This is a genomic window from Bacillus sp. SIMBA_008, from assembly GCF_046535495.1.
In the GTDB taxonomy this organism is placed as follows: Bacteria; Bacillota; Bacilli; order Bacillales; family Bacillaceae; genus Bacillus; species Bacillus subtilis.
The window spans coordinates 1-273 of sequence record NZ_JAWRWL010000434.1 but is presented as its reverse complement, the minus strand read 5'-3'; the positions used below and the strand labels follow the sequence as shown (position 1 = coordinate 273).

The 273-nt window shown below is 61.9% G+C and carries 1 protein-coding gene; it reads right to left on the bottom strand.

Annotated features, from left to right (window positions below):
• A partial coding sequence (locus tag SB658_RS23905) for an aldehyde dehydrogenase family protein (protein ID WP_410602813.1) occupies positions 1-172 on the bottom strand: 172 nt, incomplete at its 3' end.
• Between the last annotated feature and the right edge of the window lie 101 nt (positions 173-273).

Below are 273 nucleotides of genomic sequence, written 5' to 3'. Positions count from 1 at the left end.
CGGCGAGCTTCCCGGCGATCGCCGCGCGCTCGACGACAGTGGTCTTCCGCGCCCAGGAGCTGTAGGCAGCCTGCGCGGACGCGACAACTGCTTCGATCTCCTGATCGGTAGCCTCCGGATAACTGGCGAGGGTCTTGCCGGTGGCGGGATTGATGACGCTGAATGCACCCATCAGATGTACTCCTTCATAGCGTGTGATGTCGTGGACGGTCGCGAGGTCCGTGAATTATGGCGAAGATGCACCTCAGCGGGCATCGATACAAATCGACGCCC